This window comes from Blastococcus sp. SYSU DS1024 (assembly GCF_054050795.1).
Genome location: NZ_JBJHAA010000040.1, coordinates 1 through 8095 on the forward strand (window position 1 = coordinate 1; position 8095 = coordinate 8095).

At 75.2% G+C, this 8095-nt stretch carries 6 protein-coding genes; 2 read left to right on the forward strand and 4 right to left on the reverse strand.

Going from position 1 to position 8095, the window contains the following annotated elements; translation table 11 throughout:
• Nucleotides 1-433 precede the first annotated feature (433 nt).
• Entirely contained in the window at nucleotides 434-781 is a 348-nt protein-coding gene (locus ACI79S_RS20550; protein WP_456595297.1) for a hypothetical protein, read from the forward strand.
• Nucleotides 778-1545 (forward strand): hypothetical protein, encoded by a 768-nt coding sequence (locus ACI79S_RS20555; RefSeq protein ID WP_456595298.1) that lies wholly within the window; start codon nucleotides 778-780, stop codon nucleotides 1543-1545. The genes ACI79S_RS20550 and ACI79S_RS20555 overlap by 4 nt, the downstream gene beginning before the upstream one ends.
• A gap of 14 nt (nucleotides 1546-1559) precedes the next feature.
• Here the strand turns inward: ACI79S_RS20555 and ACI79S_RS20560 are convergent, their stop codons facing one another.
• The 4 genes from ACI79S_RS20560 to ACI79S_RS20575 all read right to left on the reverse strand — a co-directional run.
• Entirely contained in the window at nucleotides 1560-3665 is a 2106-nt protein-coding gene (locus ACI79S_RS20560) for an NlpC/P60 family protein (RefSeq protein WP_456595299.1), read from the reverse strand.
• A gap of 183 nt (nucleotides 3666-3848) precedes the next feature.
• Entirely contained in the window at nucleotides 3849-4040 is a 192-nt protein-coding gene (locus ACI79S_RS20565) for a hypothetical protein (RefSeq protein ID WP_091930692.1), read from the reverse strand.
• 153 nt (nucleotides 4041-4193) lie between these two features.
• Nucleotides 4194-5495, reverse strand: a complete 1302-nt coding sequence (locus tag ACI79S_RS20570) for a citrate synthase (protein WP_456595300.1) — start codon at nucleotides 5493-5495, stop codon at nucleotides 4194-4196.
• A gap of 244 nt (nucleotides 5496-5739) precedes the next feature.
• The coding region (locus ACI79S_RS20575) for an FkbM family methyltransferase (protein ID WP_456595301.1) at nucleotides 5740-8095 on the reverse strand (2356 nt) is incomplete at its 5' end.

An 8095-nucleotide genomic window follows, 5' to 3' on the forward strand; every position in this document is an offset into this window, starting at 1 on the left:
CAGAACTCAGTCTGGCTGTGACCTCCAGCAAGGCAGGCTGGCAGTGATCCGGTGGGGACCCGGGGTGCGCCAGTGACCTTCTCAGTCAGTCACCGGCCCGTCGAGGGTCCTCCAGTGAGGAAGGACCCCGCCCCCTCACCCCTGGCAGGCTCGGGCCGAGCCTCCGGGCGGGGCCCATCGAGATCCCGCGACCCCGCGCACGCACGTGCGGGGCCGCGGGATCTCGGCATGCGGTGGGGGCGAGCCGGTGACGCGCGGGCGAGGTGGGTGGCGCGGACACGCCCGGGAGATTCGAGCCGGAAAAGGACCCATCTGCGGGTCGAACGCGGTCCGAGCCTGCCGATATCCACCTCGTGACCCCCCGCTCGAGGACTCGCCGCCCGGCCCGTGCGCCGTGGCCCGGTCCCGGGGCGTGGTACCGGGGCGGTGCCCGGTGAGCGCGCTACCGACCGGCGACGCCGGATCCCCGGCGCTCGTGCCGCACTGGCTGGACACGACCGCCCGGGAGCTGCTCGCCGCATCGGTGCACACCGCGCTGGACGGGAGCTCGGTGCACCCGGTGGCCACCATCCACCTGCAGGACGTGCTGACCGAGCTGCACGTGGCCGCCGCGCGTGAGGCGGTGTGGCCCGCCTCGACCGCGCGGGTCCGGCTGGCCACCGGGTGGGACGAGGACGTCCTCCCGGTCCGGCTCAGCCGGGCCGAGCTCGCCGCGGTCCTCAGCCTGCCGGCGCTGCCGGCCCGGCTGCGCGGCCTCCTCGGTGCCGGGGGCCGCCCGTGAGCTCCGGACGGTTCGGCCCCACCTCCTCCACGCGCCTGTTGCAGCGGTTCCGGACCGCGCCGGTCGACGTCGTCGACCTGCACGACGTGGCCGCGCAGCTGCTGCCGCGGCTGGCCTCCCAGCGCCTGCGCCTGGGGCTCGTCCGGCGACCGGGGGCGGGCACCGTGCTGCACGTCGAGGAGGACGAACGCGTGCAGCGGGTACCGCTCACCGATCTCGCCGAGGACATGAGCCGGGCGGGGATCCCGGGCACCGCCGCGGGCATCGCCGCTGCGCTGGGCACGTGGGTGGCCCGGCGGCCCGTGACGGACGCGGCCGCGGCCGGCGAGGGGATCGCCGTGCTGGACTGGTCGGACCGGTCCGAGACGGCGGTGGGCTGGACCGTCGTCGTCGTGCGCGGCGAACTCGCCGTGCCCTGGGTCCCCTCGCCGGCGGCGCGTACGGCCGAGCTGCACCGCGTCCGCTCCGCGGCGACCGGCCGGGCCCACGACGTCCCACCGGAGCTGCGCGTCGAGGGGCCGTTGGCCCTGTGGTCGCACCGCACGGTGCCGGTGCTCGCCTCGGCGGCGCTGGTGGCCCCGGAGCGGATGCGGCAGCGGATCGCCGCCGCGGGGCTCGCGCTGCCCGACATGCACGTGGTGGTGACACCGCACCGGCCGGTGGTCTGCACGGGTCCCGGGGTGGCGCGCCGGCTGGCCGGGCAGGCCAGCGAGTCCAGCGTGACACTGCCCTGGCGGGACGTCGCCGACCTGCCCTGGATCTGAGCGCCGCCCGCCGCTCAGGAGATGTAGCCGTACTCCCAGTGCCAGGGCTCGGGCTTCTCCGCACCGGGCCGGGCCCACTCCGGCTGCACGAAGCCGAAGCGCGCGGCGTTGGCCGTCATCCAGTTCCACTGCGGGGTGTGGGCCACGTTGACCCCGCCGCCGAGGTCGATCGCCAGCGCCCAGCCGTGGTTGGACGTGCCGGGCACGGCCGCCAGGGTGGGCTTGGCGCGGTAGGCCGCCACCTGGCCACCGAAGGAACGGTAGGAGTCGGTGAGGTGCAGCGGGGTGCCGAACTCAGCGGTGAAGGCGGCGTCCAGCCGGGCGTAGGCGGCGGCCGCGTCGCACCGCAGCGCGTGCCTGGCCACCCCCAGCCGGCACAGCGCCTCGGCCGGGATCCGGCCGTTGGACCAGCCGCCCCACGCGGGGCTCACCGGCCCCGGCGCCGGGAGGGGGGCCCCGCACGGGCCGGTCCCGCCGCCGGCGGGGAGCGCCGGGTTGGGCTCGACCGGGCGCGGCAGGGTGACCCGCACCGCGGACGAGCCGGCCGCCATCGAGCGGACGGCCACCTGGTAGGACGCGGCCGAGGCGCCGATGACCTGCCCGTCGCCGAGGTAGATGCCGACGTCCTGCCCACCGGGGGCGAAGACCAGGTCGCCGATCTGCACGTCGCGCTCCGGCACCGGTGCGCCGGACGCCCACTGGGCCGCGGGGTCACCGGGGAGGGCGTACCCGGCCAGCAGCCAGGTGCCGGCGGTGAAGCCACCGCAGTCGTAGGTCTCCGGCCCCGACGTTCCCGGGACGAACGGCTTGCCGAGCTGGGAGAGGGCGTTGCTGACCGCGGCCACGGTCTCGGCCGGCAGCACCGTCACCGGCTCGCTGCCGATCACGGCCCAGGCCACGCCCGCGATCGGCCGGCCGTCGGCGTCCAGCGCCGGGGACAGGCCCGGGGGGAAGGTGGCGGCGTCGGCCAGCGCCGCCGCCGGTGGCGGCGTCAGGCCCGCAGCGGCCAGCCGCCCGAGGTGGTCCTGCCAGCGCCGCGTCGCGGCGTCGTTGCGCTGCTGCTGGGGCCCGGCCGCGGGGATCGCCCCGAGAGCGGCGAGCCGGCCGGTGACCTCAGGGGGGAGCTCGCCCACCTCCTCGCGCACCGCGGCGAGGACGCCGGCGGCGCGCCGTTCGGTGGCCCGCAGGGTGGCGCGGGCGCCCGCCACGCGGGAGACGGCCGCCTGCAGCCGGACGGCGGTGCGCTCCGCCCGGACCACGCTGCCCTCCAGAGCCCGCCCGGCCCGGTCGGCGACGGCCAGCCGGGTGAACGTCGCGGAGGTCGTGCCGGGCCGGTCGAGGTCCAGGCCGAGCACCGGGTACCGGCTGGTCGCGTCGGCCCGGTAGAGCTGCGCCGCGCCGGCGCCGACGGCCTGCTGCGTGGTGGCGAGCTCGGCGCGCGCCGTCTCCTCGGCGGTCAGCGCGTCCGCCAGCTGGTTGCGGGCCAGCTCCACCTCGCCGGCCAGCCGTTGGTACCGGTCCGCCTGCTCCAGCAGCGAGCTGCGCGCGGTGAGCGCCAGCGCGGTGGGGTCGAGGGCGGAGCCACCGCCGTCGGGGGCCTGCGTCCCGGGCAGCAGCAGCGCCAGGGCGGCCGGGACGAGCAGGGCGCTGGTCGCGATGACGCCCAGGCGGGCCGACCAGCTGGAACCGGGACGCCGGGTGCGGCCGGTGCGCCGACGCCGGGTGGGGGTGCGTGGGGTCGTGGCCCGGCCGGTGGCGGGGCGCCGGCGGGCGCCCGCGGCCCCTGTCGCCGGGCGCCGGGAGCCGGTCCCGGCGGAGCGGGTGGCGGTCCCGCCGGAGCGGGCGGCGACGGCCGCCCGGGCCGCGGCCAGCTGCTCGGGTGTGACGCCGGGGCGGGCGGCGGCCGCCTGACGCAGGGCCAGCGCCTCCCGCAGTGCGTCGGCCTGCGCCGGGGTCAGGGGCGGCCGGGCCGGGGAGCGCTTCGCACCGGTGCGGGCCGACGAGGTGCGGGCAGCCGACGACCGGGGGGCGGTACGGGTGGCGCCCGCCGTGCGGCCGGCGCCGGCGGACGACGCGGTGCGCGGGGCGGCCGAGCGCCCGGGTGTCCGCGAAGCAGGCACTGCGTCCCCCGGGCGATCTCGTCGTGACGGATGGGGCTCCTGGTGCTGCTGTGGTCAGGAGCTTCCGCACATCCATCGACGCGCCGGGGGAGGTGCTTGAAGAACGAGGGGGAGGAGGTCACCCGTCCGGGGTGGGGTGAACCTCGGGGGAGTCGCCGGGCAGCGGAGCGCCGGGCAGGCGGCTCAGGGCGCCCACCAGGCGCCGTGCCGGTGTTCCAGGGGGATCCGCAGCTCGCCGCCGTCCTCGGTGGAGACGACGAACTCCAGCTTCGTGATGCGGACGGGCGGGCCCTCGCCGTCGGGCTCCAGCAACCGGCCGGTCGCCAAGGGCATGGGCGGCAGGACGAGGAGGTCCTCGTCGGGGAGCTCGGCCATGCACGGTCCTCTCGAGATGGGTGGCGCACCCACCGTAGGGATCGCACCCGGGAACGCAACGGGCCGGGTGACCCAGGAGGGTCACCCGGCCCGGAGGCCCCGTCCAGGGCACCGCCGCGAGCGTGCGAGCGGTGGCGAGGACGGGGTCCTTTCTCAGCGCGCGTCGACGGGGACGTACTCCCGTTCGGCCGCGCCGGTGTAGAGCTGCCGGGGACGCCCGATCTTCGTGCTCGGGTCGGCGATCATCTCCCGCCACTGCGCGATCCAGCCGGGCAGCCGGCCGAGCGCGAACAGCACGGTGAACATGCGCGTCGGGAAGCCCATCGCCTGGTAGATCAGCCCGGTGTAGAAGTCGACGTTCGGATAGAGCTTGCGCTGGATGAAGAACTCGTCCTTCAGCGCGATCTCCTCGAGCTGGCGCGCGAGGTCGAGCAGCTCGTTGTTGCCGCCGAGCTTGTCGAGCACCGTGTCGGCCGTCGACTTCACGATGGCCGCGCGGGGGTCGTAGTTCTTGTACACCCGGTGGCCGAAGCCCATGAGCTTGACGCCGGGCTCCTTGTTCTTCACCCGCTCGACGAAGCGCGGGATGTCCCCGCCGTCGGCCCGAATGGCCTCGAGCATCTCCAGCACCGACTGGTTGGCCCCGCCGTGCAGCGGGCCGAAGAGCGCGTTGATGCCGGCGGAGACGGAGGCGAACAGGTTCGCGTGCGAGGAGCCCACCAGACGGACCGTGGAGGTGGAGCAGTTCTGCTCGTGGTCGGCGTGCAGGACGAAGAGCATGTCCAGCGCCTTGGCCAGGTCGGGGTCGACGTCGTAGGGCTCGGCCGGGAAGCCGAACGTCATCCGCAGGAAGTTCTCCACCAGGCCCAGCGAGTTGTCCGGGTAGAGGAACGGCTGCCCCACCGACTTCTTGTACGCGTACGCGGCGATCGTCGGCAGCTTCGCGAGCAGGCGGAGCGTGCTGATCTCCACGTGTTCCTCGTCGAAGGGGTCCAGCGAGTCCTGGTAGAAGGTGGAGAGCGCGCTGACGGCCGAGGAGAGCACCGGCATCGGGTGGGCGTCCCGCGGGAAGCCGTTGAAGAACTGCTTCAGGTCCTCGTGGAGCAGGGTGTGCCGGCGGAGCCTGCCGTCGAACTGCGCCAGCTGGTCGGCGGTGGGCAGCTCGCCGTAGATCAGCAGGTAGGTGACCTCGAGGAAGCTCGACTTCTCCGCCAGCTGGTCGATCGGGTACCCGCGGTAGCGCAGGATCCCGGCGTCACCGTCGATGTAGGTGATCGCCGAGGTGCACGACGCGGTGTTCACGAACCCGATGTCCAGTGCGACCTTGCCGGTCGTCGCCAGCAGCTTGCTGGTGTCGAGGCCCGGCGCGCCCTCCGTGGCCGGGACCTCCCGGAGGGGGAGCTCGCCGCCGCTCCAGCGCAGGGCTACGTCGTCGGTGCTCGCTGATTCGCTCATCAGATCGGCACGTTACTGGGTGCCGGGGCGTCGCGGGAGGCTGACGGGCGTGTCCCGCCCGCATGCCGCGGCCGGTGCCAGGACGGGGTCCTCGGCAGGGACGAGGTCCGCGGCCGGTCCCGGCTCCCCGGGGTGAGTGCGTCCTCCACCTGGGCGCCAGCCTGCTGCAGGTGGTCGGTGGGGTCGGCCGCCACGGCGACTCCGGCCCTGGACCGCCCTCGCGGGCACCGACCACGCGCCGCGGTCAGGACGGCCGCACAGGTCGGGCGAACACGTTCACCTGGCCGAGGTAGCCGGCCGGCAGGGGGAAGGGCAGCACCTGGCCGTCGCTCTCGGCGAGGGCGCTGAACTCGAAGTCCCCGGCGCGGCTCAGCAGCGCGATCGAGTCCTCCTGCGTCCAGCCGTGGTCCGCGGCGGCCACGGGCGTGTACTCGTAGACGACGGTGGGGCGGACCGCGGCGATGAACTCCAGGGCGCCGCGCAGCACGCTCGGTTCGTGGCCCTCGACGTCGATCTTGACCAGCGTGACGCCGTCGAGCTCGCCGGCCGCGTGCAGGGTGTCCAGCCGGACCGCCGGGACGGTGACCTGCTGGCACTCGTTGAGCAGGCTGAAGGAGTGCCGTCGCGCGGAGGCGATCGCGCTGTTGCCCGGGGTCGCGTGGAAGTCAAGCGAGCCGTCGGTGTCGCTGACCGCGGCGTTGTAGAGCGTCACGTTCGCGACGTCGTTGAGCGCGATGGTCGAGGCGGCCAGCCGCAACGTCTCCGGCGAGGGCTCGAAGGCGAAGACCTGGCCGGACGGCGCCAGGTGCGCGGCCATGCTCGCCGCCACCACGCCGATGTTGGTCCCCACGTCGACGTAGTCGCCCGGACGCCGCGAGAGCTCGCTCCGGAGCGCGTCGATGAGGGTGCTGTTGCAGGCCGGGTCGACGGCGTGCAGGGCCGACGGCCAGTCCCGGGCGTCCCCCAGGTACCGGATGCCGCCGGCCTGGGTGCCGGTGAAGTACGGCTGGTCCGCGGGGACGCCGGCGCGGCTGCGCTCGAAGTCCTGGACGAACTGCGCGCCCACCCGGGAGACCAGGTCGGTGCCGTGCCCCGAGCGCTGGAACTCCGCCTCCGTCAGCGCTGCCCACGTGGCGCTGTGGTCGCCGATCTGCTCCTGCACGTCGGCGAGGACCTCCCGGCAGTCCGCGAGGCGGAGCCTGGTCAACGCCGGCGGGTCCGCGTCGGCCCCGCCCGGGAGGTCGAACACCCAGGTCGCCAGGGCACGTCCGTCGTGCCACCAGCGGTGGCGGGGGACGACGGCCAGCCAGGGTCCGGGCAGCAGCATGGCCGGGTCGTCGGCGGTCACGAGCTCCAGGTCGATGTCCGGTCCGGCGGCGAGGGCGGCCTCCAGCAGCGGGACGGCGCGGTCGAGGTCGGCCTCGGGCACCGCCACCATGGCCTGCTGGGCCACCCCGGCCGCCAGGAGCTCCCGGAAGGCGTGCACCGTCGCGCCGACCTCCGCCGGGTCGAGGACGGGAGCGGCCAGGGCGACGGGGTACTCGCGGGTCCAGACGTCCAGTTCCTGAGCGAGCCGCTCCCGGACGGCGGGGCCGTGCGCCCGCTCGGGCAGGCCCAGCGAGCGGGTCTCCGGCGTCGGCCGGAGGAGCTCCACCAGCGCGGTCACGGACAGGTGGGCGGCCTCGAGCGCGGCGCCGTAGTTGGGCGTGTCGATGAGCTGGTGCACCCGGCCCGCTGCCTCCAGCAGGGCTCGGGCCTGGGCCCGCCGCGCGTGCCCCGGCCCGGCCAGGAAGCCGTTGCGGGCGCCCCAGTCGGCCAGCCGCGACCAGTCGCGTTCGCCCCGGCCGAGGTAGCGCGGGTTGGACGAGTTCTGCCCGCCGTGGGAGCGGAACCGGCTGAGGGAGCGGGGGGTGTAGTAGGCCGGCCCCTTGGCGAGCAGGTGCAGCCAGAGCTGGACGTCGTTGAGCACGTCGACGGTGCGCCCGTCGACGATCCAGAGCTCCTCGGGGTCGACCTCCTCGCGGCGGAACAGCACCGTGGTGGGCTCGCCGATCACGTTCGTGCAGTTCAACAGGACGAGGTCGCCCAGCGGCGGGCCCTCGACGAGCCCCGGCCGGTCCATCACCTTGGGGAACTCGTGGCCGGGCACGGCCTTGCCGTCCTCGTCGATCAGCACCCGGTGGGAGAAGGCCATCGTCGCCTCGGGGAAGGACTCCAGGCCGCGGACCAGCTCGCGGACGCAGTCGGTCGCGAGCACATCGTCGTGCATGAGGAACTTGACGTACTCACCCCGTGCCTCGGCCAGCAGCCGTCGAGGGTTCTCCAGCGGACCGACGTTCGGGTCGAACCGGAGCACCCGGACCCGCGCGTCCTCGGCGGCCACCGACTTCAGGATCTCGGCCGTGCGGTCGGTCGACCCGTCGTCGCCGACGATCACCTCGATGTTGCGGTGGCTCTGCCCGAGCGCGGACCGCAACGCCGCCCGGAGGAACCGTTCGCCGTTGTACGTCGGTACGAGGATGCTCACGAGGGGATCGGTCGGGACCGCGGCTGTCCGGTCGCGCCCGGCCGCCCGGGCGGCCTCCAGGACGCGGCGCCGC

Excerpts from the sequence above, each read along its gene's own strand:
- ACI79S_RS20565 (WP_091930692.1), bottom strand. The coding sequence starts at position 4,040 with ATGGCCGAGCTCCCCGACGAGGACCTCCTCGTCCTGCCGCCCATGCCC.
- ACI79S_RS20570 (WP_456595300.1), bottom strand. The coding sequence starts at position 5,495 with ATGAGCGAATCAGCGAGCACCGACGACGTAGCCCTGCGCTGGAGCGGC.